28 protein-coding genes and 1 tRNA gene are annotated in these 25,719 nt (G+C 59.4%); 27 read left to right on the top strand and 2 right to left on the bottom strand.

What is annotated here, in order from left to right; translation table 11 throughout:
* Window positions 1-10 precede the first annotated feature (10 nt).
* Together AB1J88_RS26305 and AB1J88_RS26310 are read left to right on the top strand one after the other, a co-directional pair.
* On the top strand, window positions 11-793 hold the full coding sequence (locus AB1J88_RS26305; RefSeq protein WP_430292290.1) for a hypothetical protein: 783 nt from the start codon (window positions 11-13) through the stop codon (window positions 791-793).
* Window positions 778-1,134, top strand: a complete 357-nt coding sequence (locus AB1J88_RS26310; RefSeq protein WP_430292291.1) for a DUF7079 family protein — start codon at window positions 778-780, stop codon at window positions 1,132-1,134. Before AB1J88_RS26305 ends, AB1J88_RS26310 begins: the two co-directional genes overlap by 16 nt.
* 130 nt (window positions 1,135-1,264) lie before the next feature.
* Here AB1J88_RS26310 and AB1J88_RS26315 read toward each other — a convergent pair.
* Window positions 1,265-1,349: transfer RNA gene (locus AB1J88_RS26315), tRNA-Leu, on the bottom strand.
* 108 nt (window positions 1,350-1,457) lie between these two features.
* Here AB1J88_RS26315 and queA point away from each other — a divergent pair.
* The 6 genes from queA (at window position 1,458) to AB1J88_RS26345 (ending at window position 7,558) form a co-directional block, all read left to right on the top strand.
* Window positions 1,458-2,522 carry a tRNA preQ1(34) S-adenosylmethionine ribosyltransferase-isomerase QueA gene (gene queA / locus AB1J88_RS26320; RefSeq protein WP_086791702.1) on the top strand — a complete coding sequence of 355 codons (1,065 nt, stop codon included), beginning with the start codon at window positions 1,458-1,460 and terminating at the stop codon, window positions 2,520-2,522.
* Window positions 2,523-2,536: 14 nt separating this feature from the next.
* Window positions 2,537-3,652 carry a tRNA guanosine(34) transglycosylase Tgt gene (tgt, locus tag AB1J88_RS26325; RefSeq protein WP_161794909.1) on the top strand — a complete coding sequence of 372 codons (1,116 nt, stop codon included), beginning with the start codon at window positions 2,537-2,539 and terminating at the stop codon, window positions 3,650-3,652.
* Window positions 3,653-3,695: 43 nt separating this feature from the next.
* On the top strand, window positions 3,696-4,031 hold the full coding sequence (gene yajC, locus AB1J88_RS26330) for a preprotein translocase subunit YajC (protein ID WP_041071802.1): 336 nt from the start codon (window positions 3,696-3,698) through the stop codon (window positions 4,029-4,031).
* A gap of 64 nt (window positions 4,032-4,095) precedes the next feature.
* Complete coding sequence (gene secD / locus AB1J88_RS26335; protein WP_041071804.1) at window positions 4,096-5,964, top strand: protein translocase subunit SecD; 1,869 nt, start codon at window positions 4,096-4,098, stop codon at window positions 5,962-5,964.
* Window positions 5,965-5,973: 9 nt separating this feature from the next.
* Entirely contained in the window at window positions 5,974-6,888 is a 915-nt protein-coding gene (gene secF / locus AB1J88_RS26340) for a protein translocase subunit SecF (RefSeq protein WP_108183718.1), read from the top strand.
* A gap of 121 nt (window positions 6,889-7,009) precedes the next feature.
* Complete coding sequence (locus AB1J88_RS26345) at window positions 7,010-7,558, top strand: glycine zipper 2TM domain-containing protein (RefSeq protein WP_041071808.1); 549 nt, start codon at window positions 7,010-7,012, stop codon at window positions 7,556-7,558.
* 243 nt (window positions 7,559-7,801) lie between these two features.
* Here AB1J88_RS26345 and suhB read toward each other — a convergent pair whose 3' ends face one another.
* Window positions 7,802-8,620, bottom strand: a complete 819-nt coding sequence (gene suhB, locus AB1J88_RS26350; RefSeq protein WP_007964419.1) for a type III secretion system regulator SuhB — start codon at window positions 8,618-8,620, stop codon at window positions 7,802-7,804.
* 145 nt (window positions 8,621-8,765) lie between these two features.
* Here suhB and trmJ point away from each other — a divergent pair, with 145 nt between their 5' ends.
* From trmJ to der, 19 genes are all read left to right on the top strand, one after another.
* Window positions 8,766-9,536, top strand: a complete 771-nt coding sequence (gene trmJ / locus AB1J88_RS26355; protein ID WP_041071810.1) for a tRNA (cytosine(32)/uridine(32)-2'-O)-methyltransferase TrmJ — start codon at window positions 8,766-8,768, stop codon at window positions 9,534-9,536.
* 3 nt (window positions 9,537-9,539) lie between these two features.
* Window positions 9,540-10,316, top strand: coding sequence for a serine O-acetyltransferase (cysE, locus tag AB1J88_RS26360; protein WP_041071871.1), 777 nt, complete (start codon window positions 9,540-9,542; stop codon window positions 10,314-10,316).
* Between the two features lie 249 nt (window positions 10,317-10,565).
* Window positions 10,566-11,057 carry a Fe-S cluster assembly transcriptional regulator IscR gene (gene iscR, locus AB1J88_RS26365; RefSeq protein WP_003227911.1) on the top strand — a complete coding sequence of 164 codons (492 nt, stop codon included), beginning with the start codon at window positions 10,566-10,568 and terminating at the stop codon, window positions 11,055-11,057.
* 47 nt (window positions 11,058-11,104) lie between these two features.
* On the top strand, window positions 11,105-12,319 hold the full coding sequence (locus tag AB1J88_RS26370; protein ID WP_041071812.1) for an IscS subfamily cysteine desulfurase: 1,215 nt from the start codon (window positions 11,105-11,107) through the stop codon (window positions 12,317-12,319).
* An 83-nt stretch (window positions 12,320-12,402) separates the two neighbouring features.
* Complete coding sequence (gene iscU / locus AB1J88_RS26375; RefSeq protein ID WP_003227907.1) at window positions 12,403-12,789, top strand: Fe-S cluster assembly scaffold IscU; 387 nt, start codon at window positions 12,403-12,405, stop codon at window positions 12,787-12,789.
* 28 nt (window positions 12,790-12,817) lie between these two features.
* Window positions 12,818-13,141: an iron-sulfur cluster assembly protein IscA gene (gene iscA / locus AB1J88_RS26380; protein ID WP_003227904.1), complete on the top strand. Its 324-nt coding sequence runs from the start codon at window positions 12,818-12,820 to the stop codon at window positions 13,139-13,141.
* Between the two features lie 8 nt (window positions 13,142-13,149).
* Window positions 13,150-13,671 carry a co-chaperone HscB gene (gene hscB, locus AB1J88_RS26385; RefSeq protein WP_003227901.1) on the top strand — a complete coding sequence of 174 codons (522 nt, stop codon included), beginning with the start codon at window positions 13,150-13,152 and terminating at the stop codon, window positions 13,669-13,671.
* Between the two features lie 51 nt (window positions 13,672-13,722).
* A complete protein-coding gene (hscA, locus tag AB1J88_RS26390; RefSeq protein WP_047296341.1) occupies window positions 13,723-15,588 on the top strand; it encodes a Fe-S protein assembly chaperone HscA in 1,866 nt (621 codons plus the stop codon).
* Complete coding sequence (gene fdx, locus AB1J88_RS26395) at window positions 15,588-15,929, top strand: ISC system 2Fe-2S type ferredoxin (protein WP_041071821.1); 342 nt, start codon at window positions 15,588-15,590, stop codon at window positions 15,927-15,929. Before hscA ends, fdx begins: the two co-directional genes overlap by 1 nt.
* Window positions 15,930-15,943: 14 nt before the next feature.
* Window positions 15,944-16,144: a Fe-S cluster assembly protein IscX gene (gene iscX, locus AB1J88_RS26400; protein ID WP_008084655.1), complete on the top strand. Its 201-nt coding sequence runs from the start codon at window positions 15,944-15,946 to the stop codon at window positions 16,142-16,144.
* Between the two features lie 88 nt (window positions 16,145-16,232).
* A complete protein-coding gene (gene ndk, locus AB1J88_RS26405) occupies window positions 16,233-16,658 on the top strand; it encodes a nucleoside-diphosphate kinase (RefSeq protein ID WP_003227894.1) in 426 nt (141 codons plus the stop codon).
* Window positions 16,659-16,686: 28 nt separating this feature from the next.
* Window positions 16,687-17,835, top strand: a complete 1,149-nt coding sequence (gene rlmN / locus AB1J88_RS26410; RefSeq protein ID WP_086791708.1) for a 23S rRNA (adenine(2503)-C(2))-methyltransferase RlmN — start codon at window positions 16,687-16,689, stop codon at window positions 17,833-17,835.
* A gap of 12 nt (window positions 17,836-17,847) precedes the next feature.
* Window positions 17,848-18,606 (top strand): type IV pilus biogenesis/stability protein PilW, encoded by a 759-nt coding sequence (pilW, locus tag AB1J88_RS26415; RefSeq protein WP_086791709.1) that lies wholly within the window; start codon window positions 17,848-17,850, stop codon window positions 18,604-18,606.
* Entirely contained in the window at window positions 18,606-19,640 is a 1,035-nt protein-coding gene (locus AB1J88_RS26420) for a RodZ domain-containing protein (RefSeq protein WP_430292297.1), read from the top strand. Before pilW ends, AB1J88_RS26420 begins: the two co-directional genes overlap by 1 nt.
* Window positions 19,641-19,643: 3 nt before the next feature.
* The gene (ispG, locus tag AB1J88_RS26425) at window positions 19,644-20,753 is read left to right on the top strand and encodes a flavodoxin-dependent (E)-4-hydroxy-3-methylbut-2-enyl-diphosphate synthase (RefSeq protein ID WP_025109215.1); all 1,110 of its coding nucleotides are present in this window, start codon (window positions 19,644-19,646) and stop codon (window positions 20,751-20,753) included.
* A gap of 36 nt (window positions 20,754-20,789) precedes the next feature.
* Complete coding sequence (hisS, locus tag AB1J88_RS26430; protein WP_003227887.1) at window positions 20,790-22,079, top strand: histidine--tRNA ligase; 1,290 nt, start codon at window positions 20,790-20,792, stop codon at window positions 22,077-22,079.
* Between the two features lie 41 nt (window positions 22,080-22,120).
* A complete protein-coding gene (locus AB1J88_RS26435) occupies window positions 22,121-22,762 on the top strand; it encodes a tetratricopeptide repeat protein (protein WP_007964436.1) in 642 nt (213 codons plus the stop codon).
* Window positions 22,755-23,906, top strand: a complete 1,152-nt coding sequence (gene bamB / locus AB1J88_RS26440) for an outer membrane protein assembly factor BamB (protein ID WP_047296334.1) — start codon at window positions 22,755-22,757, stop codon at window positions 23,904-23,906. The genes AB1J88_RS26435 and bamB overlap by 8 nt, the downstream gene beginning before the upstream one ends.
* Window positions 23,907-24,041: 135 nt before the next feature.
* Window positions 24,042-25,514 carry a ribosome biogenesis GTPase Der gene (gene der / locus AB1J88_RS26445; RefSeq protein WP_041071834.1) on the top strand — a complete coding sequence of 491 codons (1,473 nt, stop codon included), beginning with the start codon at window positions 24,042-24,044 and terminating at the stop codon, window positions 25,512-25,514.
* Window positions 25,515-25,719 lie beyond the last annotated feature (205 nt).

The following is a 25,719-nucleotide window of genomic DNA, read 5'->3' on the forward strand; positions in this document are numbered from 1 at the left end:
GGAACATCCTATGACTGAACCGTACATTGTTACCGGTAGCTATGTTGTTCAGCGTGAGCACGCTTTGAAGGACTCTCCCCTTGATCGCGCTTTAGAGCTGATGGAAGGCGCTGCGCTGAGGTTTTCGCTGGACGCCATTTCGGATGAAAAAGTCCGGGCGAGTTATCTGAAAAACATCAAACGTATGTCTCAGCAAACCTTGGATGACGTAAAGTCCGGGAAAATTACGGCGCAAGAAGGCGTGCAGTTCAGTCATGAAATGAGAAACAAGATCATGATGGAACACCGCAAATTCACGTCTGCACAAGGTCTGGCGATTGTTCAAAAGAAGAAAGCCGATGGCAGGACTTTGCAGTCTCTTTTTGACCGCTACTCGGAGCGACTTTTCAAAAAACCTTACAACAGCCTTACTGCAGCAGAGCAGTCAAAGGTTCACTACACCATTTTGGAAGCAGCCGGTCGGGACGATGTGAAGTTCACGAAGGGCACTCAGAAAATGTTGATCATGGGGAAGCTCGGAGTCCTGGTGACTGCGGCCCTCGCGACTTATCAAATCCTCAATGCCGAAAACAAACCGAAAGAGGCAGCACGTCAAGGCATCATCGTTGGCAGTGGTGCCGTAGGCGGTATTCTTGCGGGTATGGGCGTTAGCGCACTCTGTGGTCCAGGGGCTCCCATTTGTGCAATAGCTGTTGTTTTGGTGGGATCGGTTGCCGGTGGCGTCGCAGGTGGAGTGGTCGCTGACTCACTGGATGAAGAACTGGAGGAGTTTTCGCATTGGGACATTTTTTGAGTGAGCCGGAACTGAAAAATGTAAGGGTCGCACTCTCTGATCCGTTCAACGATTTCCCTGTGGATTACGACTACATAGCCAGTCAGGTAAAGAACATCGATCCCGGTGTGCTGTACGAGATCCTTTATTCAGAAGTCGCACCGGTGTGTTTCACCAATATTGCGGCTGCCGTGCCCTCTGTCTGGACAGGTTTCGATCCCGAGTCGCTCAATAGCATGATCAACGAAAGGCTTGCTGAGAGAGAGCGCAGTTGGTTTCGCAGGCAATTCGATAAAGCGCTGGTTGTCTGGCTCAAATACAACTATGGCTATATCTGGAAGGAAATTGCCCGCAGGTTGTGAGCATTCACGTACCGGATTTCTGATCAAAAACAAATCGCGGGGAGGTGCGGGGCGCGTGAGGCCAGCGCCACGCGTTCACTTTCCTGCAGACGAAAAAAAAGGCCTTGCTAAGCAAGACCTTTCTCAATTTTGGTGCCCCGAGGGAGACTCGAACTCCCACTCCTTTCGAAAACGGATTTTGAATCCGCCGCGTCTACCAATTCCGCCATCAGGGCTCAATGGCGGCGAAGTATAGAGAGGTGATTACCGTTGGTCAATCACGTTTCATGGTCAATTTTTGATAATTCCGCTAGACTTTCCGGCCCTGCTAGACGAACCCCATCATGCGCGTTGCTGACTTTACCTTCGAGCTTCCTGATTCGCTGATCGCCCGCCACCCTCTGGCCGAGCGTCGCGGTAGTCGCCTGCTGACCCTTGATGGGCCGAGCGGCGCCCTTGCACACCGTCAATTCACTGATTTGCTTGAGCATTTGCGCCCGGGCGATTTGATGGTCTTCAACAATACCCGGGTGATTCCGGCGCGGCTGTTCGGGCAGAAAGCCTCGGGCGGCAAGCTGGAAATTCTCATCGAACGCGTGCTCGATACGCACCGCGTGCTGGCCCATGTGCGCTCCAGCAAGTCGCCGAAGCCGGGTTCGAAGATCCTCATCGATGGCGGTGGTGAAGCCGAGATGCTCGCGCGTCACGATGCGCTGTTCGAGCTGGGCTTCGCTGAAGAAGTGCTGCCGTTGCTCGATCGCGTCGGGCACATGCCGTTGCCTCCTTATATAGACCGCCCGGACGAAGGCTCGGATCGCGAGCGCTATCAGACCGTTTACGCCCAGCGTCTCGGTGCGGTGGCGGCGCCGACGGCGGGGCTGCATTTCGATCAGCCGCTGATGGAGGCGATTGCCGCCAAGGGCGTCGAGACCGCGTTCGTCACGCTGCACGTCGGTGCGGGGACGTTCCAGCCGGTACGCGTCGACAAGATCGAAGATCACCACATGCACAGCGAGTGGCTGGAAGTCGGCCAGGATGTGGTCGACGCCGTTGCCGCGTGCCGCGCGCGTGGCGGGCGGGTGATTGCCGTGGGCACCACCAGCGTGCGTTCGCTGGAAAGCGCCGCGCGCGATGGTGTGCTCAAGCCGTTCAGCGGTGAGACCGACATCTTTATCTACCCGGGCCGGCCGTTCCATGTGGTCGACGCCTTGGTCACCAACTTCCATTTGCCGGAATCAACGCTGTTGATGCTGGTTTCGGCGTTCGCCGGTTATCCCGAAACCATGGCCGCTTATAAAGCCGCCGTCGACAACGGGTACCGCTTTTTCAGCTACGGTGATGCGATGTTCATCACCCGTAATCCCGCCCCGACTGCCCCTGAACACACAGGCCCAGAGGAAACAGAATGAGTCGCGAATGTCGCATGTCCTTTGAACTGCTTGCCACCGATGGGAAGGCTCGTCGTGGTCGGCTGACCTTCCCGCGTGGCACCGTCGAGACCCCGGCCTTCATGCCGGTGGGCACCTACGGCACGGTCAAGGGCATGTTGCCGCGTGACATCGTCGCCACCGGCGCGGAAATCATTCTGGGCAACACCTTCCACCTGTGGCTGCGCCCGGGCACCGAGGTGATCAAGGAGCACGGCGACCTGCACGATTTCATGCAGTGGAAGGGCCCGATCCTCACCGACTCCGGCGGTTTTCAGGTGTTCAGCCTGGGCGCGATGCGCAAGATCAAGGAGGAGGGCGTGACCTTCGCTTCCCCGGTCGACGGCTCGAAAGTGTTCATGGGCCCGGAGGAATCGATGCAAGTGCAGCGCGATCTCGGTTCCGACATCGTGATGATCTTCGACGAATGCACGCCGTACCCGGCTGACGAAGATGTCGCTCGCGTTTCGATGGAGCTGTCGCTGCGTTGGGCGCAGCGCTCGAAAAATGCGCATGGCGACAACACCGCGGCGCTGTTCGGTATCGTTCAGGGCGGCATGCATCAGGATCTGCGCATGCGCTCGCTGGAAGGTCTGGACAAGATCGGCTTCGATGGCCTGGCCATCGGCGGTCTTTCGGTGGGCGAGCCCAAGCACGAGATGATCAAGGTGCTGGATTATCTGCCGGGCATGATGCCCGCTGACAAACCTCGTTACCTTATGGGCGTTGGCAAACCGGAAGATCTGGTTGAGGGTGTGCGCCGCGGTGTGGACATGTTCGATTGCGTGATGCCAACCCGTAATGCCCGCAATGGGCATCTGTTCATTGATACAGGCGTGCTGAAGATCCGTAACGCGTTCCATCGCCATGATGATTCGCCGCTGGATCCGACCTGCGATTGCTATACCTGCCAGAACTTCTCCCGCGCTTATCTGCATCACCTGGACAAGTGCGGCGAAATGCTCGGCAGCATGCTCAATACCATCCATAACTTGCGCCATTATCAGGTGCTGATGGCTGGTTTGCGCGAGGCTATTCAACAGGGTACATTGGCCGCCTTTGTCGATGCCTTCTACGCCAAACGCGGGCTCCCCGTTCCGCCTTTGGACTGAGTTTTCTGACCCCAAGATTCAACATTTGCAACTGGAGTGCTAAATGAGCTTTTTTATCTCTAATGCCATGGCTGACGCGGCTGCACCGGCTGCTGCGCCTATGGGCGGCGGCTTCGAGTGGATTTTCCTGGTCGGTTTCCTGGTCATCTTCTACCTGATGATCTGGCGTCCACAGGCCAAGCGCGCCAAAGAGCAGAAGAACCTGCTGAGCAGCCTTGCGAAGGGCGACGAAGTGGTCACCACCGGCGGCATCGCCGGCAAGATCACCAAAGTGGCCGATGACTTCGTGGTTCTGGAAGTTTCCGACACCGTGGAAATGAAGTTCCAGAAGGGCGCCATCGCCGCCACGCTGCCAAAAGGCACGCTGAAAGCGATCTAAGGTTCCAACTTCTACTCAATCGACGGGGCGCGCAAGGCGCCCCGCGTTCATAACGGGCGGCGTGATGCTGAACAAATATCCTCTGTGGAAATACATTCTGATCCTGGCGGTGCTGGCGATCGGTCTGATTTATTCCGCTCCCAATCTATACCCCGATGACCCGGCCATTCAGATCAGCGGCGCCAGCACGGCTCTGCAGGTCAATCAGGCCGATCTGGATCGCGTCAGCACCGCGCTGCGTGAATCCGGGATCAACGTCAAGGCAGCCTCGCTGGCGGCCAACGGCAAGGGCGGCCTGATCCGTCTGACCAAGGCTGAAGACCAGCTGCCGGCCAAGGACGTTGTGCGCAAGGCATTGGGTGATGACTACGTCGTCGCACTGAACCTGGCACAGACCACCCCGCAATGGCTGCGCAACCTCGGCGCGCACCCGATGAAGCTGGGTCTGGACTTGTCCGGTGGTGTGCACTTCCTGCTGGAAGTGGACATGGACAAAGCCCTCGACGCCCGCCTGAAAGTCTACGAAGGCGACGTCAAGAGCCTGCTGCGCAAAGAAAAACTGCGCTATCGCAGCCTGCCGCAACTGGGCGGCGCCATTCAGTTGGGCTTCAGCGATGCTGACTCCCGCGAACAGGCCCGTGCGCTGATCCGCAAGAACTTCAACGATTTCGACATTGTTCCGGCCGACCTCAACGGTCAACCGGTGCTGCGTCTGGCGATGACCCCGGCCAAGCTGGCGGAAATCCGTGAATACTCCATCAAGCAGAACTTGACCACGGTACGTAACCGCGTCAACGAGCTGGGTGTTGCCGAACCAATCGTTCAGCGTCAGGGCGCCAACCGCATCGTGGTTGAGCTGCCGGGCGTGCAGGACACTGCCGAAGCCAAGCGTATTCTCGGCAAGACGGCCAACCTTGAGTTCCGTCTGGCTGCAGAGCCGGGTGCTTCGAAAGCCACTTCCGAAACTTTCGAGTTCCGTGAAGGCAAGCGTCCTCCTGCGCAGATCGAGCGTGGCCTGATCATCACCGGTGACCAGGTGACTGACGCCAAGGCCGGTTTCGGCGAGCACGGCACGCCTGAAGTGAACATTCGTCTGGATGGGCACGGTGGCGAGCTGATGAGCCGCGCGACCCGTTCGAACGTCGGTCGCAGCATGGCGGTGATCTTCATCGAACAGCGTCCGGTGACCACTTACACCAAGCAGGTTGTCGACGGCGTCGAGAAAGACGTGCCGGTGCAGACCTTCAAGGAAGAGAAGAAGATCATCAGCCTGGCGACCATTCAGTCGCCGCTGGGTGCGCAGTTCCGTATCACCGGCCTGAACGGCCAGGGCGAATCGTCCGAACTGGCGCTGCTGCTGCGTGCCGGTGGTCTGGCCGCTCCGATGTACTTCGCTGAAGAGCGCACAATCGGTCCGAGCCTGGGTGCTGACAACATCACCAAAGGTATTGATGCGTCGCTGTGGGGCATGCTGTTCGTCTCGCTGTTCATCATCGCCATCTACCGCTTCTTCGGCCTGATCGCCACGGTTGCGCTGGCGGTGAACATGGTGCTGCTGCTGGCGCTGATGTCGCTGCTGGGGGCAACGCTGACCCTGCCGGGTATCGCCGGTATCGTCTTGACCATGGGTATGGCGGTCGACGCCAACGTGCTGATCTTCTCGCGGATCCGTGAAGAGATCGCCGCCGGCATGACCGTGCAGCGTGCAATCAACGAAGGCTTCGGCCGGGCATTCACTGCGATTCTCGACGCCAACCTGACCACTCTGCTGGTCGGCGGCATCCTCTTCGCCATGGGCACCGGCCCGGTGAAGGGTTTCGCGGTGACCATGTCCCTCGGGATCTTTACCTCGATGTTCACGGCCATCATGGTGACCCGCGCAATGGTCAACCTGATCTTTGGCGGACGTGACTTCAAGAAGTTGTGGATTTAAGGGGCTGCCATGTTACGTACAATCAACTTCATGGGCGTTCGCAACTTCGCGTTCGGCGTCACAGTGTTTCTCACGTTGCTGGCTATTTTCAGCGTCGTCCACAAGGGCATGAACTGGGGCCTGGACTTCACCGGCGGTACGCTCATCGAGCTGACCTACGAGCGTCCGGCTGATGTCACCAAAGTGCGTGAGCAGTTGGCGACTTCCGGTTACCACGAAGCCATCGTGCAGAACTTCGGTGCGACCACCGACCTGCTGGTGCGCATGCCGGGTGAAGACCCGCAGCTGGGCCATCAGGTAGCAGACGCGTTGCAGAAAGTCGGCGGCGACAACCCGGCGACGGTCAAGCGCGTCGAGTTCGTCGGCCCGCAGGTCGGTGAAGAACTGCGCGACCAGGGCGGCCTCGGCATGCTCCTGGCGCTCGGCGGCATCCTGATCTACCTGGCTTTCCGCTTTCAGTGGAAATTCGCGGTCGGCGCCATCGTTTCGCTGATTCACGACGTGATCGTGACTGTCGGTATCCTGTCGTTCTTCCAGATCACCTTCGACCTGACGGTGCTGGCGGCAGTACTGGCGATCATCGGTTACTCGCTGAACGACACCATTGTGGTGTTCGACCGGGTTCGCGAGAACTTCCGTGTGCTGCGCAAGGCTTCGCTGATCGAGAACATCAACATCTCGACCACTCAGACCCTGCTGCGGACCATGGCAACGTCGATCTCCACCTTGCTGGCGATCGCCGCGCTGCTGTTCTTCGGCGGCGACAACCTGTTCGGCTTCTCCATCGCCCTGTTCATCGGTGTGCTGGCGGGTACCTACTCGTCGATCTACATCGCGAACGTGGTGCTGATCTGGCTGAACCTGAGCACCGAGGATCTGATTCCTCCGGCCAACACCGAGAAGGAAGTCGACGACCGTCCATAACGGCCATCGCTTCACCGGTTGTCAGCCCAGAAAAGGCGCGAGTTGAACTCGCGCCTTTTTTTATGCTCCAAGGCTGGGAGAAGCGCGGGCGCGTCCCGCATGTGATGGTCAGGAGGTTCATGTGAACAAGTCGTTGCTGGTTGGTGCGGTATTGGGTGCTGTCGGTGTGACTGCCGGGGGTGCTGTTGCCACCTACAGCCTGGTTAAAAGCGGCCCTGAGTATGCGCAAGTACTGGCCGTAGAACCGGTCAAAACACAGATCAAGACTCCACGTGAAGTGTGCAAGGATGTTGCTGTAACCCGCCAGGCGCCGGTCAAGGATCAACACCAGATTCTCGGTACCGCGATTGGTGCGGTAGCGGGTGGTTTGCTGGGTAATCAGATCGGCGGCGGTACCGGCAAGAAGATTGCGACAGTTGCTGGCGCGGTCGGTGGTGGTTATGCCGGTAACAAGGTGCAGGAAGGCATGCAGAACCGTGACACCTACACCACCACCCAGACTCGCTGTAACACCGTGAATGACATCAGCGACAAGGTCGTCGGTTACGACGTGCGTTATTCGCTGGATGGCAAGGAAGGCAAAGTGCGGATGGATCGCGATCCGGGCAACCAGATTCCGGTCGACAAGGAAGGCAAGTTGATTCTGTCGCAGAATCAGCCGGGTCAGTAAGCGCTGACTGTTTAACAAGAAGCACCCTGCGGGGTGCTTTTTTGTGCTCGCAATTTTTGGCCGCGCTATGACCCCTTGTGGGAGCGAGCCTGCTCGCGAATGCGATCTGCCATCCAGAATTGATATTGGCTGACCCGCCGCCTTCGCGAGCAAGCTCGCTCCCACAGTGGATTCGAGTGGAGGCTGAAGTCGCAGGCATAAAAAAAGCACCCCGAAGGGTGCTTTTTGCGTTTCGCGGGAAGCTTAGCGCTTCAGCGAGGCCGGCAGGTGCGGCTGGATCGCCGTCAGTACTGCCTTGAAGCATTTGGTGTTACCGGCAACGATGTGGCCTTTTTCAAGGAAATCGTGACCGCCGGTGAAGTCGCTCACCAAGCCGCCTGCTTCCTGGATCAACAGGGCGCCAGCCGCCATGTCCCACTCGGACAGGCCCGACTCCCAGAACGCGTCGAAACGACCGGCGGCCACATAGGCCAGGTCCAGGCTGGCGGAACCGGCGCGGCGGATGCCGGCAGTCTGGCCAACCAGGGCGCGGAACATGCCCAGGTAGTTGTCGAGGTTGTCCATCTGGTCGTCACGGAACGGGAAGCCGGTGCCCAGCAGGGCGCCTTCGAGGCTGGTGCGACCGCTCACGCGCAGGCGGCGACCATTCAGCTGAGCGCCGCGACCACGGCTGGCGGTGAATTCTTCCTGGCGAACCGGATCCAGAACCACTGCGTGTTCCAGGCGACCACGGTATTTGCACGCAATGCTGACCGCAAAGTGAGGAATGCCGCGCAGGAAGTTGGTGGTGCCGTCCAGCGGATCGATGATCCACAGGTATTCTTCGCCTTCAATGCCGTTACCGACGTGCATGCCGGTCTCTTCACCCTGGATCGAGTGATTCGGGTAAGCCTTGCGCAGCGCATCGATGATTTTCTGTTCGGCGGCGCGATCGACCTCGGATACATAATCCTTGGCGTCTTTTTCGTCGACCTTGATGGTATCCAGGCGCTCGATGGAGCGGAAGATCAGTTCACTGGCGCTGCGGGCGGCGCGCAGCGCGATATTCAGCATGGGCTGCATGGATGTGTCACCTAAGGTTGTTAAAGAAAGCCGCGCATTCTATCAGAACTTTTCTTCAGGTGAAGGTCGCTGTTCGCTTTCATAGCTTAACGGTAGGCTGTTCTGTAAGATTTGCACCCCTTTCCTGTGTCCGAGAGCGCCTCCCTTGCTGCAGAACATTCGTGTCGTCCTGGTCAATACCAGCCACCCCGGCAACATCGGCGGGGCCGCGCGCGCCATGAAAAACATGGGTCTGTCGCGACTGGTGCTGGTCGAGCCGCGGTTGTTTCCGCATCACGAAGCCGATGCGCGAGCTTCCGGTGCCGGTGACATCCTTGAAAATGCACAGGTCGTCGCCACCCTGGAAGACGCGCTGGTCGGCTGCAATCTGGTGCTCGGCACCAGCGCCCGTGACCGGCGCATTCCTTGGCCGCTGCTCGATCCCCGCGAATGCGGGAGCAAAGTGGTCGAGGAGGCCGGGCAGGGCGCGGAGATCGCGCTGGTGTTCGGTCGTGAGGACTCCGGCCTGACCAATGAGGAGTTGCAGCGATGTCACTTTCATGTGCACATCCCCTCCGATCCTGAGTTCAGTTCGTTGAACCTCGGGGCGGCGGTGCAGGTGTTGAGCTACGAAGTGCGCATGGCCTGGCTGGCCGCTCAAGGGCAGCCGACCAAGATTGAGAAAGAAGAAGTGGCCTCGGTGAAAAGTGCCGAGCTCGCGACCATGGATGAGTTGGAGCGCTTTTATGAGCATCTGGAGCAGACGCTGGTCGCTATCGAGTTTCTTGATCCGGAAAAGCCACGGCACTTGATGGCGCGCCTGCGCCGGTTGTATGGACGCAGCTCGGTCAGCCGGGCGGAAATGAATATTTTGCGTGGCATCCTCACGGAAACCCAGAAAGCGGCCCGTGGTGAGCTTCTTAAGCGGAAGGACTGAATGATGTTTGAGCGTTTGCGTGAAGATATCCAGAGCGTATTCCATCGAGACCCGGCGGCGCGTAACGCTTTTGAAGTCCTGACTTGCTACCCCGGCATGCATGCGATCTGGATTCATCGGCTGGCCGGGATGCTGTGGCGCCACGAGCTGAAATGGCTGGCGCGACTGGTGTCGAACTTCGGGCGCTGGTTGACCGGGATCGAGATTCATCCGGGGGCCAAGGTCGGTCGGCGCTTCTTTATTGATCACGGCATGGGCATCGTCATCGGTGAAACCGCCGAGATCGGCGATGACGTGACCATTTATCAAGGCGTCACCCTCGGCGGCACCAGCTGGAACAAGGGCAAACGCCACCCGACGCTGGGTGACGGCGTTGTCGTGGGCGCCGGCGCCAAAGTGCTCGGGCCGTTCACGGTGGGGGCGGGTGCCAAAGTCGGCTCCAACGCCGTCGTGACCAAAGAGGTGCCACCCGGTGCCACGGTGGTGGGGATTCCGGGTCGGATCATCGTCAAGTCTGATGAAGAACAGGACGCCAAGCGCAAAGCGATGGCGGAGAAGATCGGTTTTGATGCATACGGCGTCAGCGAAGACATGCCTGACCCGGTGGCGCGTGCCATCGGTCAGTTGCTCGATCACCTGCAGGCGGTGGACGGGCGGCTGGAGGGGATGTGTGGCGCGCTGAAGGATCTGGGCAGTAATTACTGTGCGAAAGATCTGCCCGAGCTGCGCGAAGAAGACTTTGCCTGCGTCAAAGGCAAAGACGAATCCAAAGCCGGCTGACACGTCTATGTAGGAGCTGCCGAAGGCTGCGATCTTTTGATCTTGATTGGCAGCAAAAGCAAAAGATCGCAGCCTTCGGCGGCTCCTACACAGGCATGCGGCAACCGGTGTGCCATTAAGCCGCAGACCCTGCTATCATGCGCGCGCTCTTTTGCGGGTAAACCCGACTAAAGCACTAGGTCTTATAGTTGACTTAAATGCTCGGGAATTGCATACTCCCGCCCATTCCGAACTCCGTGGTAATTGTCCATGCGACTGACTACAAAAGGCCGATACGCCGTGACCGCCATGCTTGACCTGGCGTTGCACGCGCAGCACGGGCCGGTGTCCCTGGCCGATATCTCCGAGCGCCAAGGCATCTCCCTGTCCTATCTCGAACAGCTTTTCGCCAAGCTGCGCCGCAGTAACCTGGTTTCCAGTGTTCGCGGTCCTGGCGGTGGTTATCAGCTGTCGCGCGACATGCAGGGTATCCAGGTGGCTCAGGTGATCGATGCGGTCAACGAATCGGTTGATGCTACCAAGTGCCAAGGCCAGGGCGATTGCCATTCCGGCGATACCTGCCTGACCCATCACCTGTGGTGCGACCTGAGCCTGCAGATTCACGAATTTCTAAGTGGTATCAGCTTGGCTGATCTTGTAACTCGCCGTGAGGTGCAAGAAGTAGCCCAGCGTCAGGACCAGCGCCGTTGCAACAGCAAGGCGCCACGCCTGGACAAGATTGAAGCGTCCGCCGTCGAATGACAGCCGAAGAGCTAGCGGAACGCCAGCCCTGATTTAGGAGATAGTCCATGAAATTGCCGATTTACCTTGATTACTCTGCGACCACCCCGGTCGACCCGCGCGTTGCGCAAAAGATGAGTGAATGCCTGCTGGTCGACGGAAACTTCGGTAACCCGGCGTCCCGTTCCCACGTGTTCGGCTGGAAAGCTGAAGAGTCCGTCGAAAATGCCCGTCGTCAGGTGGCCGATCTGGTCAACGCCGACCCGCGTGAAATCGTCTGGACCTCGGGCGCTACCGAGTCCGACAACCTGGCTATCAAGGGTGCGGCACATTTCTACGCTTCCAAAGGCAAGCACCTGATCACCTCCAAGATCGAGCACAAGGCTGTCCTCGACACCATGCGCCAACTGGAGCGTGAAGGTTTCGAAGTGACCTACCTCGAGCCGACCGAAGACGGCCTGATCACTCCGGCGATGATCGAAGCGGCACTGCGCGAAGACACCATTCTGGTGTCGGTGATGCACGTGAACAACGAAATCGGCACCATCAACGACATCGCTGCCATTGGCGAACTGCTTCGTTCGAAGGGCGTCCTGTTCCACGTCGACGCGGCTCAGTCCACCGGCAAGGTCGAGATCGACCTGCAGAAGCTGAAAGTCGACATGATGTCGTTCTCCGCCCACAAAACCTACGGCCCTAAAGGCATCGGCGCGCTGTACGTCAGCCGCAAGCCGCGTGTGCGCATCGAAGCGACCATGCACGGCGGTGGTCACGAGCGTGGCATGCGTTCCGGCACCCTGGCGACCCACCAGATCGTCGGCATGGGCGAAGCGTTCCGTGTAGCCAAGGAAGACATGGCTGCCGAAAACGTGCGCATCAAAGCCCTGAGCGACCGCTTCTACAAGCAGGTCGAGCATCTGGAAGAGCTGTACGTCAACGGCAGCCTGACCGCCCGCGTTCCGCACAACCTGAACCTGAGCTTCAACTACGTTGAAGGCGAGTCGCTGATCATGGCGCTCAAGGATCTGGCGGTATCGTCCGGTTCGGCCTGCACCTCGGCCTCCCTGGAACCTTCGTACGTTCTGCGCGCCCTGGGCCGCAACGACGAACTGGCACACAGCTCGATCCGTTTCACCTTCGGCCGTTTCACCACCGAAGAAGAAATCGACTACGCCGCGCAGAAGGTCTGCGAGGCCGTTACCAAGCTGCGCGCGCTGTCGCCGCTGTGGGACATGTACAAAGACGGTGTCGACATTTCGAAAATCGAGTGGGCGGCACACTGATTTCAAGTCGCCGCGAACCGACCCTGCTACCCAAGGTTGCAGGGTTTAAAGAGCGACTCTCTGATGAGTGAGGATTAAGCACCATGGCTTACAGTGAAAAGGTCATCGACCACTACGAAAACCCGCGCAACGTCGGCAAGATGAACGCGGAAGACCCGGATGTCGGCACCGGCATGGTTGGCGCTCCAGCGTGCGGCGACGTGATGCGTCTGCAGATCAAGGTCAACGATCAGGGCGTTATCGAAGACGCCAAGTTCAAGACCTACGGCTGCGGTTCGGCAATCGCTTCCAGCTCCCTGGCCACCGAGTGGATGAAGGGCAAGACCCTGGACGAAGCCGAGACCATCAAGAACACTCAGCTGGCCGAAGAACTGGCCCTGCCGCCAGTGAAAATCCACTGCTCGGTACTCGCTGAAGACGCTATCAAAGCGGCTGTTCGCGACTACAAGCAGAAGAAAGGCTTGATCTAAGCATTGCGCGACGAGTAAGGAGTCAACGATGGCTATCAGCATGACAGAAGCGGCTGCTCGACACGTGCGACGCTCCCTCGACGGGCGCGGCAAAGGTGAAGGGATTCGTCTGGGTGTTCGCACCACAGGCTGTTCCGGCCTTGCCTACGTGCTGGAGTTTGTCGACGAGGTGGTTGCCGAGGATCAGGTGTTCGAAAGTCACGGCGAGAAAGTGATCATCGACCCGAAAAGCCTGGCCTACCTGGACGGCACCGAGCTCGATTTCGTCAAGGAAGGGTTGAACGAAGGCTTCAAGTTCAACAACCCCAACGTACGCGGTGAATGTGGCTGCGGCGAAAGCTTCAACATCTGAGGCTTGTCGTGGGTATTCCTTGTCATTTCGCTTTATTCGAGCTGCAACCGAGCTTTCGCCTGGATCTCGAGCAGTTGGCCACGCGCTATCGTGAGTTGGCGCGCGGTGTTCATCCTGACCGCTTTGCCGACGCTTCCGAGCGCGAGCAGCGGTCGGCGCTCGAGCAGTCTGCGCGGCTCAACGATGCCTACCAGACGCTCAAGAGTCCTGCCCAGCGCGCACGCTACCTGCTGACCATCAGCGGGCATGAAGTGCCGATGGAAGTCACGGTGCATGATCCCGAGTTTCTCTTGCAGCAGATGCAGTGGCGCGAAGAGCTCGAAGACCTCCAGGACAGCGCCGACCTCGACGGTGTCGCGGTATTCAAGCGTCGCTTGAAAGTCGCTCAGGAACAGTTGAACGAAAGCTTCGCAGCCTGTTGGGATGATGCGGCGCAACGCGAGCAGGCCGAACGCCTGATGCGGCGCATGCAGTTCCTCGACAAGCTCACCTACGAAGTGCGCCAGTTAGAAGAGCGCCTCGACGATTAACCCAGTGCCGCTCCGGTCGCACGCCTGATATACAGATAAGTCCTGATCACGATGGCCCTACTGCAGATCGCCGAACCCGGCCAAAGTCCTCAACCACACCAGCGTCGTCTGGCTGTGGGGATCGACTTGGGCACTACCAATTCGCTGGTCGCTGCGTTGCGCAGTGGTCTTTCCGAACCACTGGCCGACGCTGACGGGCAGGTCATCCTGCCGTCCGCCGTGCGTTATCACGCCGACCGCGTCGAGGTTGGCGAGTCGGCCAAGCTGGCCGCGTCCTCCGATCCCTTGAACACTGTACTGTCGGTCAAGCGCCTGATGGGCCGTGGTCTGTCCGACGTCAAGCAATTGGGCGAGCAACTGCCGTACCGCTTTGTTGGTGGCGAATCGCACATGCCGTTCATCGACACTGTGCAAGGCCCGAAAAGCCCGGTCGAAGTCTCCGCCGACATCCTCAAGGTGCTGCGTCAGCGTGCTGAAGCGACCCTGGGTGGCGAACTGGTCGGTGCGGTGATTACTGTTCCGGCGTATTTCGATGATGCTCAGCGTCAGGCCACCAAGGATGCGGCGAAGCTCGCCGGTCTGAACGTGCTGCGCCTGCTCAACGAGCCGACCGCTGCCGCCGTGGCGTATGGTCTTGATCAGCACGCCGAAGGTCTGGTCGCAATCTACGACTTGGGCGGCGGTACGTTCGATATTTCGATTCTGCGTTTGACTGGCGGTGTATTCGAAGTGCTGGCCACCGGCGGCGACAGCGCGCTGGGCGGCGACGACTTCGATCACGCGATTGCTGGCTGGATCATCGAGAGCGCCGGCTTGTCCGCCGATCTCGACCCGGGTGCGCAACGCAATCTGCTGCAAACCGCCTGCGCGGCCAAAGAGGCCCTGACCGATGCGCCCAGCGTCGAAGTCGCCTACGGTGACTGGAAAGCGCAGCTGACCCGCGAAGCCTTCGATGCGCTGATCGAGCCAATGGTTGCCCGCAGTCTGAAAGCCTGCCGCCGCGCCGTGCGTGATTCCGGTGTCGAACTGGAAGACGTGCATGCCGTGGTCATGGTCGGCGGTTCGACCCGTGTGCCGCGTGTTCGCGAGGCCGTTGCCGAAGCCTTCGGTCGTCAGCCATTGACCGAAATCGACCCGGATCAAGTGGTGGCCATCGGGGCCGCGATCCAGGCGGATACGCTGGCTGGCAACAAGCGTGATGGCGGCGAACTGCTGCTGCTCGACGTGATTCCACTGTCCCTGGGGCTGGAAACCATGGGCGGGCTGATGGAGAAGGTGATTCCGCGCAACACCACCATTCCGGTGGCCCGCGCGCAGGACTTCACTACGTATAAAGACGGTCAGTCGGCCATGGCGATCCATGTGCTGCAGGGTGAGCGCGAGCTGATCAGCGACTGCCGCTCCCTGGCACGCTTCGAACTGCGCGGCATTCCGGCGATGGTAGCCGGCGCGGCGAAGATTCGCGTGACCTTCCAGGTCGATGCCGACGGTCTGCTCAGCGTGTCTGCCCGTGAACTGGGTTCGGGCGTTGAGGCGAGCATTCAGGTCAAGCCGTCCTACGGTCTGACCGACGGTGAAATCGCCAAGATGCTCAAGGACTCGTTCCAGCACGCCAACGACGACAAGGTCGCCCGCGTCCTGCGTGAGCAGCAAGTCGATGCCCAGCGCCTGATCGAAGCGGTGCAGGGTGCTCTGGAGGCTGATGGCGAGCGTTTGCTCGACGCCGAAGAGCGCATGGTCATCGAGTTGCAGATGCAGGAACTGGCCGAACTGATGAAAGGCACCGATGGTTACGCCATCGAGCAACAGACCAAGCGTCTGTCGCAAGTGACCGATGCTTTTGCTGCCCGCCGCATGGATCTGACGGTGAAAGCCGCTCTGTCGGGGCGCAATCTGAATGAAATCGAGGATATCTGATGCCGCAGGTCATTTTTCTGCCCCACGAGAAGTTCTGCCCTGAAGGGATGGTCGTCGAGGCTGAGCCTGGCACTTCGATTCTCGAGCTGGCTCACGAGCACCACATCGAGATGGAAAGTGCCTGTGGCGGCGTCTGCGCCTGCACCACTTGCCACTGCATCATCCGCGAGGGTTTCGACTCGCTGGAAGAGGCCGACGAACTGGAAGAAGACTTCCTCGATCGCGCCTGGGGTCTGGAAGCGCAATCGCGCCTGGCCTGTCAGGCTATCGTTGGTGAAGAAGACCTCACCGTCGAGATCCCGAAATATTCGCTTAACCATGCGGCCGAAGCGCCGCACTGACTGGTAAGACTGTCATGAGCTACGGTTGGAATGATGTTCAACGCATTGCAGAAGAATTGGCCGAAGCCAAGCCGGGCGTAGACCCGTTTTCTGTCAATTTCGTCGATCTGCAGCAATGGATCAAAGAGCTGCCGGATTTTGACAACACCTCTGGCCGGGTCGGCGAGAAAGTGTTGGAAGCGGTTCAGACGCTTTGGGCTGAAGAATTGGACTGATCGTCCTCGCAGGTTAGGCAATACCCAAGAACCCGCGTATAATTCGCGGGTTTAATTTTTCGCAAATTACTGTTTCTGGAGTTACACCATGGCTGTTCAACGTACTTTCTCCATCATCAAGCCTGACGCCGTTGCTAAAGGCGCTGCCGGCGAAATCGTTACCCGTTTCGAAAAGGCTGGTCTGAAAGTGGTTGCTTCGAAAATGAAGCAGCTGTCCAAAGCCGAAGCTGAAGGCTTCTACGCTGAGCACAAAGAGCGCGGTTTCTTCGGTGACCTGGTTGCTTTCATGATCTCCGGTCCAGTGGTTGTTCAGGTTCTGGAAGGCGAAAACGCTATCGCTCGCAACCGTGAGCTGATGGGCGCTACCAACCCTAAAGAAGCTGCTGCCGGCACCATCCGTGCTGACTTCGCCGAGTCGATCGACGCCAACGCCGTTCACGGTTCGGACTCCGAAGCCGCTGCTGCTCGCGAAATCTCGTACTTCTTCGCAGCTACTGAAGTAACCACTCGCTAAGCATTGCTTAAAGAGTGAAGGTGAATCCATGACGACATCGACTGTTAAAACAAACCTGCTGGGTCTGACCCAGCCGGAAATGGAAAAATTCTTCGACTCAATCGGGGAGAAGCGTTTCCGTGCCGGTCAGGTAATGAAATGGATTCACCACTTTGGCGTCGATGATTTCGACGCCATGACGAACGTCAGCAAGGCCTTGCGCGAAAAGCTCAAGGCTGTTGCTGAGGTCCGTGGTCCCGAAGTGGTCAGCGAGGACATTTCCAGCGACGGCACCCGCAAGTGGGTGGTGCGCGTGGCGTCCGGCAGCTGTGTCGAGACCGTGTACATTCCCCAGGGCAAACGCGGCACTCTGTGCGTTTCGTCCCAGGCAGGCTGTGCCCTGGACTGCAGTTTCTGCTCCACCGGCAAGCAAGGCTTCAACAGCAACCTCACCGCCGCCGAAGTCATCGGTCAGGTGTGGATTGCCAACAAATCCTTCGGCAGTGTTCCGGCTACCATCGACCGCGCCATCACCAACGTGGTGATGATGGGCATGGGCGAACCGCTGCTGAACTTCGACAACGTCGTGGCCGCCATGCATCTGATGATGGATGACCTGGGCTACGGGATCTCCAAGCGCCGCGTGACCCTGTCCACTTCGGGCGTGGTGCCGATGATCGATGAGCTTGCAAAGCACATCGACGTCTCCCTGGCGTTGTCCCTGCACGCACCGAATGACGCATTGCGTAACCAATTGGTGCCGATCAACAAGAAATATCCGCTTAAGATGCTGCTCGAGTCGTGCCAGCGCTACATGTCCGCACTGGGCGAGAAACGTGTGCTGACCATCGAGTACACCTTGCTCAAGGACGTCAACGACAAGCTTGAGCACGCGGTGGAAATGATCGAGTTGCTCAAAGACATTCCGTGCAAGATCAACCTGATTCCGTTCAACCCGTTCCCGCATTCCGGTTACGAGCGGCCGAGCAACAATGCCATTCGTCGGTTCCAGGATCAGTTGCATCAGGCCGGCTTTAACGTCACTGTCCGCACCACCCGTGGTGAAGACATCGACGCCGCATGTGGTCAATTGGTAGGGCAGGTGCTGGATCGCACCCGTCGCAGCGAACGTTACATCGCCGTGCGCGAGTTGAGCGCCGACAGCGATATGGCACAGAACGCCGCGAACACTAACTAAGAGAGGATCTCTATGTCCCTGCGCTTTGCGCTGCTGTTGCTGATGGCCAGCCTGTGTGCTGGTTGTGTCCTGTCGGGTGACTACAACCCGATGAAGACCAGCAAGGGCCGTGACGAAGCGCGTGCCGCCTACGTGCAGCTGGGACTGGGATACTTGCAGCAAGGGATGACCGAGCGCGCCAAGGTGCCGCTGAAGAAGGCGCTGGAGCTGGACGGCTCCGATCCTGATGCCAATGCTGCCCTCGGGCTGGTGTTCCAGGCCGAAATGGAGCCGAAACTGGCCGATGAGCATTTCCGCAAAGCCCTGTCCTCGCGTCCCGCCGATGCACGAATCCTCAATAACTACGGCAGTTTTCTCTACGAAGAACAGCGTTACAAGGAAGCCTACGAGCGTTTTGAGCAGGCAGCCGCCGATACCCTGTATCCTGAACGTTCGCGGGTGTTCGAGAACCTCGGCATGACCGCCTCGAAGCTCGGGCAGCGGGATCTGGCGCAGCAGCAACTGGAAAAAGCCCTGCGGCTGAACCGTCAACAACCGCGCGCTTTGCTGGAAATGGCTGAGTTGTCCTTCGAAGACAGGCATTATGTGCCCGCGCGTGACTATTACGACCGTTTCAGCCTGCTAACCGAGCAAAATGCACGTAGTCTATTGCTCGGCGTTCGGCTGGCAAAAGTGTTTGAAGATCGCGACAAGGCCGCCAGTTACGGCCTGCAATTAAAACGACTCTATCCCGGTACGCCGGAATATCAGCAATACCTGTCGGAGCAATGATGAAAGCGGCGCATCCCGAAGTTGTAGCAGCGACTCGCGTTAATCCCGGTGAGACCTTGCGCCAGGCACGCGAAAGCAATGGCTGGTCGCTGGCCGAAGTGGCCCTCAAGCTCAACCTCACCGTGACTTCCCTGAGCAATCTTGAGGCTGGCGCTTTCGACAAGCTGCCGGGGCATACTTTCGCTCGTGGCTACATTCGCGCTTATGCCAAATTGCTCGGCATGGACCAGACCGTTCTGGTCCAGCAGTTCGACCAGTCCACCGGCACCGACTCACAGGGCAGCAATGTGCATGCACTGGGTCGTATTGAAGAGCCGGTGCGGGTATCCCACACCATTTTGCGGATCGTCAGCCTGCTGTTGCTGATTGCGGTTATCGGCGGCGGTTTCGTCTGGTGGCAGGATCAGACCTCGCTGCGCACCAAAGACTTGACCAGCCTTGCCCCGGAGCACGTTGAAGTCGAAGGCGCCGACGGCACCACGCAGATTCACCCGATCGACGAGCCGGAAGATCAGGCCGTGGCCGAAGGTCAGGCCGAGGGCGCGACTGCTCTGGCACTGCCACAATCGGAAACCACCGCTGAGTCGACCGGTGCCGAGCCTGCCGCTCCGGCCGCGGCTCCAGCGGCACCGGCCGTAACGCCAGCCGCCCCGGCTCATACTCCGGCTCCGGTGGTTGCCACTCCGGCTACACCTGCACCGAACGTTCCGGCTGCTCCGGCACCGACCGTGACTGCGCCAGTGGTTGCGGCCACTCCAGCGCCAACCGCAGAAGCGGCTGCTCCGGCGGCCGGCGATGGCCAGGTACAATTGCAGTTCACCGCCGATTGCTGGGCACAGGTCACCGACGGTCGCGGCAAGGTGCTGTTCAGCGGTCTGAAACACAAAGGCGACAGCGTCTCGGTTTCCGGCAAGCCGCCACTGGCGGTACGCCTGGGTGTGGCTCGTGCCGCACAGGTCAGCTACAACGGCCAACCGGTCGATATCGCTCCGTTCACCAGTGGCGAGACTGCTCGCCTGAAGTTGGGTCAATAAGTCATGCACGGCGAATCTCCAATCAAACGTCGCGTTTCGCGCAAGATCTGGGTCGGTAATGTGCCTGTCGGCGGCGATGCGCCCATCGCTGTGCAGAGCATGACCAACAGCGACACTAATGATGTGGCGGCCACCGTTGCCCAGATCAATCGTCTGGAAGCGGCTGGCGTCGACATCGTCCGCGTTTCGGTGCCGGACATGGACGCCGCGGAGGCGTTTGGCAAGATCAAGCAACTGGTCAAGGTGCCGCTGGTTGCCGACATCCACTTCGACTACAAGATCGCGCTGCGCGTCGCCGAACTGGGTGTTGACTGCCTGCGCATCAACCCGGGCAACATCGGTCGTGAAGACCGGGTGCGCGCGGTGGTCGATGCCGCCCGTGACCGCGGGATTCCAATCCGCATCGGCGTCAACGCCGGTTCCCTGGAAAAAGACCTGCAGAAGAAATACGGCGAACCGACTCCTGCTGCACTGGTCGAGTCCGCGCTGCGTCACGTCGAGCACCTCGAACGCCTGAATTTCCAGGACTTCAAGGTCAGCGTGAAAGCCTCCGACGTGTTCATGGCCGTTGAAGCCTACCGTCTGCTGGCCAAGGAAATCGTCCAGCCGCTGCACCTGGGCATCACTGAAGCCGGTGGTTTGCGTTCGGGCACAGTGAAATCCGCCGTGGGCCTAGGTATGCTGCTCGCCGAGGGGATTGGCGATACTATCCGCATCTCGCTGGCGGCCGATCCGGTCGAGGAAGTGAAGGTCGGTTACGACATTCTCAAGTCTTTGCATCTGCGTTCCCGTGGCATCAACTTCATCGCCTGCCCGAGCTGCTCGCGGCAGAACTTCGATGTGGTCAAGACCATGAACGAGCTGGAAGGGCGCCTTGAAGACCTGCTGGTGCCGCTGGATGTCGCGGTGATCGGTTGCGTGGTCAACGGCCCCGGCGAAGCCAAGGAAGCCCATATCGGCTTGACCGGCGGCACGCCAAACCTGATTTACATCGACGGCAAGCCGTCGCAGAAACTGACGAATGACAATCTGGTGGACGAGCTGGAAAAGCTGATCCGCGAGAAAGCGGCCGAGAAGGTCGAAGCTGACGCAGCGGTCATCGCGCGCGGCTGACCTGACTGAAGCGCCGAACGAATTTAAGGATTTAAAGTGAGCAAGTCTCTGCAAGCCATTCGTGGCATGAACGACATCCTGCCCGAACAGACCCCGCTGTGGCGTTATTTCGAGGGTACAGTCGCGCGTCTGCTGGATAACTACGGTTACAAGCAGATCCGCATGCCGATTGTCGAATTCACCGAGCTGTTCAAGCGCTCGATCGGTGAAGTGACCGACATCGTCGAAAAAGAGATGTACACCTTCGAAGATCGCAACGGCGACTCCCTGACCCTGCGTCCGGAAGGCACCGCAGCGTGTGTGCGTGCGGTGCTCGAGCACGGCATCACCGGTGGTGGCCAGGTGCAGAAGCTTTGGTACATCGGCCCGATGTTCCGTCACGAGCGTCCGCAGAAAGGTCGTTATCGCCAGTTCCACCAGATCGGTCTGGAAGTGTTCAACCTCGACGGCCCGGACATCGATGCCGAGTTGATCATCATGACCTGGCGCCTGTGGGGCGAGCTGGGTATCCGTGATGCGGTCAAGCTCGAACTCAACAGCCTGGGCACCAGCGAGTCCCGTGGTCGCTATCGTGAAGCGCTGGTCGAGTACCTCTCGGCGCACCACGACAAGCTCGACGAAGACAGCCAGCGTCGCCTGAAAACCAACCCGCTGCGCGTGCTCGACACCAAAAATGCCGACACTCAAGCCGTACTGGTCGATGCGCCGAAAATGGCCGACTACCTGGACGACGAGTCCCGTGCGCACTTCGAAGGTCTGAAGGCGCGTCTGGACGCGGTTGGCATCCCGTACGTGCTCAACCCGAAACTGGTACGCGGCCTCGATTACTACAGCAAAACCGTATTCGAATGGGTCACCGACAAGCTCGGCGCCCAGGGCACTGTCTGCGCGGGCGGTCGTTACGACGGTCTGGTCGAGCAGATGGGCGGCAAGCCGACCGCTGGCGTCGGTTTCGCCATGGGCATCGAGCGTCTGGTGTTGATGCTCGAAACCCTGGAGCAGATCCCGGAAGAAATCTCCCGTCAGGTCGACGTCTACCTCTGCGCCTTTGGCGAGCAGGCCGAACTGGCCGGTCTGGCCCTGGCCGAGCGTGTACGTGACCAGCTTCCAAACCTGCGTCTGCAAGTCAATGCCGGCGCCGGCAGCTTCAAAAGCCAGTTCAAGAAAGCCGACAAGAGCGGTGCGCTGTATGCACTGATCCTGGGTGACGACGAAATGGCCCAGCAAGTGGTAGGTTTCAAACCCCTGCGTGGCCAGGGCGAACAACAAAGCATTGCCTGGGATGCGCTTGCCGCTCACCTGGCCACCTGCGTCGTGCAGGGTTGAAGCTGTCCAAACAGCCGATTTAGCGATTAAGGAGTATTGGGGTGTCGAGTACCGAAGACGAACAGTTGGCGGATTTGAAGGACTGGTGGACACGCAACGGCAAACCTCTGGTCACCGGCGGCCTGTTGGCGCTGGTCATCGTGTTCGGCTGGCAGGCTTTTCACAAGTATCAGAGCAACCAGTCGCAAGGCGCCTCGGTGCTCTATCAGCAACTGCTGGAAACCACGCTGACTCCGGATGGCAAGCCTGACGCTGCACGCGTTGCGGACCTGGCCGGCAAGCTCAACAGCGAATTCGGCGGCACCGCGTACGCGCAGTACGGCAGCTTGTTCGTGGCCAAGGTAGCGGTCGACAGCGGCAAGCTTGACGACGCCGCCACTGAACTCAAGGCCATCGTTGCCAAACCGGCCAACCCGGCGCTGGGCGAAATCGCCCGTCAGCGTCTGGCTCAGGTGCTGGGTGCGCAGAACAAGGCTGATGAAGCCTTGAAGCTGCTCGACGGCGATGCCGATAAGGCGTTCCTGGCCACTCGCGAAGAACTCAAGGGTGACTTGCTGGTTCAGTTGGGTCGTACCGACGAGGCGAACACCGCTTATCAAAAAGCCAAGGCGGCACTGTCGGATGAAGCGGCAGTCGGTGGCCTTCAAATCAAGCTCGACGACCTGGCCAAAGGGGATGCGTGACGTGATCCGTTGGAAGCATGCAGCATTGCTGGCTCTGGCCATTCTGGCCGCGGGTTGCAGCAGCAACAGCAAAAAAGAACTGCCACCGGCCGAGCTGACCGACTTCAAAGAAGAAGTGGTTCTGCAAAAGCAGTGGAGCCGTTCGATCGGTGACGGTCAGGGCGAAACCTATAACATGCTGGTTCCGGCGATTGATGGTGACACCATCTACGCGGCCGATGTGACCGGCATTGTTATGGCCATGGATCGCGGCAATGGCGACGTGAAGTGGAAAAAGGATCTTGAACTGCCTGTTTCCGGCGCCGTTGGCGTGGGTTACGGTCTGGTCACGATCGGTACCCTCAAGGGTGAAATCGTTGCCCTCGACGCCATCAACGGCGAAGAGAAGTGGCGCGCCCGGGTTTCCAGCGAAGTCCTCGCGCCGCCGGCCAACAACGGTGACGTTGTCGTGGTGCAGACTCAGGACGATCGTCTGATCGGTCTGGACGCTGCCACTGGCGACCGTCGCTGGACTTACGACAGTACCCCTGCGGTCCTGACCCTGCGCGGCACCAGCGCCCCCGTCGTGACCAACCGCCTCGCGGTGGCTGGCCTGTCGACTGGTAAAGTGGTTGCCCTGGACATTTCCAACGGCGTGCCGGTCTGGGAGCAGCGCGTTGCGATTCCAACCGGTCGTTCCGAACTGGAGCGCGTGGTCGACATCGACGGCGGTCTGTTGCTGTCCGGTGAAACCCTTTACGTTGCCAGCTATCAGGGCCGCGTCGCGGCACTCGATCTGCAAAGCGGCCGTCAACTCTGGCAGCGCGATGCATCGAGCTATGCCGGTGTTGCCCAGGGTTTCGGCAACGTTTACGTGAGCCTGTCTTCGGGCACCGTTGAAGGCGTTGACGAGCGTTCGACCACTGCGCTGTGGAGCAACGACTCGCTGGCTCGCCGCCAGCTGTCGGCGCCGGAAGTGTTCTCCAGTTACGTAGCCGTCGGTGACCTGGAAGGTTACCTGCACCTGTTGAGCCAGGTGGACGGTCGTTTTGTGGGTCGTGAGCGTATCGACAGTGACGGCCTGCGTGCCCGTCCGCTGGTGGTGGGCAACACGATCTATGTGTATGGCAACAGCGGCAAACTGGAAGCCCTGACCATCAAGTAACAACTATGCTTGGGGTTAACCCCCAAGCGGCCCCGGATTTCCGGGGCTTGCAGCGCTAACCGGCGTTGCCCCGAGCACCAGCCGCTGCCTCGCAGCGGCTTTTGTATTTTCTGAAATAACGAAGTGGAGAGCCGCATGGTTCCCGTAATCGCCCTGGTGGGCCGACCGAACGTCGGCAAATCCACCTTGTTCAACCGCCTGACCAGGACTCGCGACGCCATCGTCGGCGACTTGTCCGGTCTGACCCGTGATCGCCAGTACGGTGAGGCCAAGTGGCAAGGGCGTTCCTACATTCTGATCGACACCGGCGGTATCTCCGGTGACGAACATGGTATGGACGAAAAAATGGCCGAGCAGTCGCTGCTGGCCATTGAAGAAGCGGATGTTGTGCTGTTCCTGGTAGATGCCAAGGCCGGTTTTACCGCCGCCGACCAGATGATCGCCGAACACTTGCGCAAGCGTAACAAGCGTTCCCACGTGGTCGCCAACAAGGTCGACAACATCGACCCGGAAATGGCCCGCGCTGAATTCGCCCCGCTGGGCATGGGCCACGCGATCCCGATCGCCGGTGCTCACGGCCGTGGTATCACTCAACTGCTGGAAGCGGCACTGAGCGATTTCCCGCGTGACGAAGACGAGCCGCAGGAAGGCGAAGAAGAAGAGATCGTCGCCGAAGGCGAGGAAGCCAAGCGCATTCCTGGCCCGAGCGAAAAAGACGGGATCAAGATCGCCATCATTGGCCGTCCGAACGTCGGCAAGTCGACTCTGGTCAACCGCATGCTCGGTGAAGACCGCGTCATCGTCTACGACCAGCCCGGCACCACCCGCGACAGTATCTACATTCCGTTTGAGCGTAACGACGAGAAGTACACGCTGATCGACACCGCCGGTGTGCGCAAGCGCGGCAAGATCCACGAAGAAGTCGAAAAATTCTCCGTGGTCAAAACCCTGCAGGCGATCAAAGACGCCAACGTGGTGATCTTCGTGATGGACGCCCGCGAAGGTGTGGTCGATCACGACCTCAACCTGCTGGGCTTTGCCCTCGAAGCCGGCCGTGCGCTGGTGATCGCGATCAACAAATGGGACGGCATGACCCCGAGCGAGCGCGACTTCGTCAAGGTCGAGCTGCAACGTCGTCTGTTCTTCGTCGACTTTGCCGACATCCACTTCATCTCGGCATTGCACGGTACAGGCGTGGGCAACCTCTACGCCTCGGTGCAGAACTCGTTCAAGTCCGCGGTGACCCGCTGGCCGACCAGCCGCCTGACGCAGATTCTCGAAGACGCGGTCAGCGAGCACCAGCCGCCGATGGTCAACAGCCGCCGGATCAAGCTGCGTTACGCTCACCTGGGTGGTGCGAACCCGCCGATCATCGTGATCCACGGTAACCAGATCGAGAAAGTGCCGAAGTCGTATGTGCGCTATCTGGAGAACACTTACCGCCGTGTGCTGAAGCTGGTCGGTACGCCGATCCGCATCGAGTTCAAGGGCGGCGAGAACCCGTACGAAGGCAACAAGAACACGCTGACCGACCGCCAGGTCAACAAGAAGCGTCGCTTGATGTCGCACAACAAGAAAGCCAGCAAGAAACGTCGCGACAAGAAGTGATCAAGTAGATTGTTCCCACAATTGTGTGGGAATGCTCAACCGCTTCTGTAGGAGCTGGCGAAGCCTGCGATCTTTTGACTTTGCTTTGAAGGCAAGATCAAAAGATCGCAGCCTGCGGCAGCTCCTACAGGGTTCGGCGATAAGAAGGGTGCTCAGTTGAGCGCCCTTTTTTTATGGGCGCCGGATGGGCTATTCTCGGGCTCTC

This window comes from Pseudomonas sp. S8 (assembly GCF_050473925.1).
Lineage (GTDB): Bacteria > Pseudomonadota > Gammaproteobacteria > Pseudomonadales > Pseudomonadaceae > Aquipseudomonas > Aquipseudomonas parakoreensis.

Bases quoted from the DNA above. Each gene is read 5' to 3' on its own strand.
- yajC (WP_041071802.1), top strand. From the start codon at position 3,696: ATGAGCTTTTTTATCTCTAATGCCATGGCTGACGCGGCTGCACCGGCT.
- suhB (WP_007964419.1), bottom strand. From the start codon at position 8,620: ATGCAGCCCATGCTGAATATCGCGCTGCGCGCCGCCCGCAGCGCCAGT.
- AB1J88_RS26305 (WP_430292290.1), top strand. From the start codon at position 11: ATGACTGAACCGTACATTGTTACCGGTAGCTATGTTGTTCAGCGTGAG.
- rlmN (WP_086791708.1), top strand. From the start codon at position 16,687: ATGACGACATCGACTGTTAAAACAAACCTGCTGGGTCTGACCCAGCCG.
- der (WP_041071834.1), top strand. From the start codon at position 24,042: ATGGTTCCCGTAATCGCCCTGGTGGGCCGACCGAACGTCGGCAAATCC.
- iscX (WP_008084655.1), top strand. From the start codon at position 15,944: ATGAGCTACGGTTGGAATGATGTTCAACGCATTGCAGAAGAATTGGCC.
- iscR (WP_003227911.1), top strand. From the start codon at position 10,566: ATGCGACTGACTACAAAAGGCCGATACGCCGTGACCGCCATGCTTGAC.
- secF (WP_108183718.1), top strand. From the start codon at position 5,974: ATGTTACGTACAATCAACTTCATGGGCGTTCGCAACTTCGCGTTCGGC.
- AB1J88_RS26370 (WP_041071812.1), top strand. From the start codon at position 11,105: ATGAAATTGCCGATTTACCTTGATTACTCTGCGACCACCCCGGTCGAC.
- bamB (WP_047296334.1), top strand. From the start codon at position 22,755: ATGCGTGACGTGATCCGTTGGAAGCATGCAGCATTGCTGGCTCTGGCC.
- secD (WP_041071804.1), top strand. From the start codon at position 4,096: ATGCTGAACAAATATCCTCTGTGGAAATACATTCTGATCCTGGCGGTG.
- fdx (WP_041071821.1), top strand. From the start codon at position 15,588: ATGCCGCAGGTCATTTTTCTGCCCCACGAGAAGTTCTGCCCTGAAGGG.
- pilW (WP_086791709.1), top strand. From the start codon at position 17,848: ATGTCCCTGCGCTTTGCGCTGCTGTTGCTGATGGCCAGCCTGTGTGCT.
- ispG (WP_025109215.1), top strand. From the start codon at position 19,644: ATGCACGGCGAATCTCCAATCAAACGTCGCGTTTCGCGCAAGATCTGG.
- cysE (WP_041071871.1), top strand. From the start codon at position 9,540: ATGTTTGAGCGTTTGCGTGAAGATATCCAGAGCGTATTCCATCGAGAC.
- iscU (WP_003227907.1), top strand. From the start codon at position 12,403: ATGGCTTACAGTGAAAAGGTCATCGACCACTACGAAAACCCGCGCAAC.
- queA (WP_086791702.1), top strand. From the start codon at position 1,458: ATGCGCGTTGCTGACTTTACCTTCGAGCTTCCTGATTCGCTGATCGCC.
- ndk (WP_003227894.1), top strand. From the start codon at position 16,233: ATGGCTGTTCAACGTACTTTCTCCATCATCAAGCCTGACGCCGTTGCT.
- tgt (WP_161794909.1), top strand. From the start codon at position 2,537: ATGTCCTTTGAACTGCTTGCCACCGATGGGAAGGCTCGTCGTGGTCGG.
- hscA (WP_047296341.1), top strand. From the start codon at position 13,723: ATGGCCCTACTGCAGATCGCCGAACCCGGCCAAAGTCCTCAACCACAC.
- AB1J88_RS26420 (WP_430292297.1), top strand. From the start codon at position 18,606: ATGAAAGCGGCGCATCCCGAAGTTGTAGCAGCGACTCGCGTTAATCCC.
- iscA (WP_003227904.1), top strand. From the start codon at position 12,818: ATGGCTATCAGCATGACAGAAGCGGCTGCTCGACACGTGCGACGCTCC.